The 611-nt window shown below is 48.0% G+C and carries 1 pseudogene; it reads left to right on the plus strand.

Going from position 1 to position 611, the window contains the following annotated elements:
- Nucleotides 1–611, plus strand: a pseudogene (locus tag R7Z77_RS26685) (protein BatD); the annotation flags it as partial.

Here is a 611-nt window from a genome sequence, read left to right on the forward strand (position 1 = left end):
TAAGGCATGAAGCTTGAACCTGTTGGTGAAATGCAACAAGGGCAGCGAGTCATCGCTGGGCTTGAAGTAACAGTGGTGGAGCAATCTTTCCGCTTAACCGCAGAACAACCGGGAACATTCACGCTCCTTGGCCCACAACTGACTGGATCTTATATCTATGGCGATAGTCTGACGGGCTCAACCAAGATCATGCCGATCAGCACAAAAGTGGAGCAAATGCCAATAACAGTAAAAGCCATACCTAGTGAGTTTAAAGGCAGTTGGTTACCCGCATCGGCACTGCAAATGACTCAGAGCTGGCAAGACGATCAAGGCAATACGCTATCCGCCAATACGGTAAATAACGTGAAACAAGGTTCGTCTATTACTCGTACCATTCAAATCAAAGCTCGCGGTACACAAGCCGAATACTTACCGCGTATTACTATGGATTACCCAAACTCCTTACGCGTTTACCCTGAGCAGCCTCAATTCGACACAGCAAGAGATGGCACGGTAATCATGACGGTAAAACAAGTGCTGATCCCAACAGAAGCCGGCGAATTCACGCTGCCAGGTTACGCACTGAATTGGTGGGACAGTAAAAGCGATGAAGCAAAGCAGGCAAACTT

This window comes from Vibrio sp. 1401, from assembly GCF_033340295.1.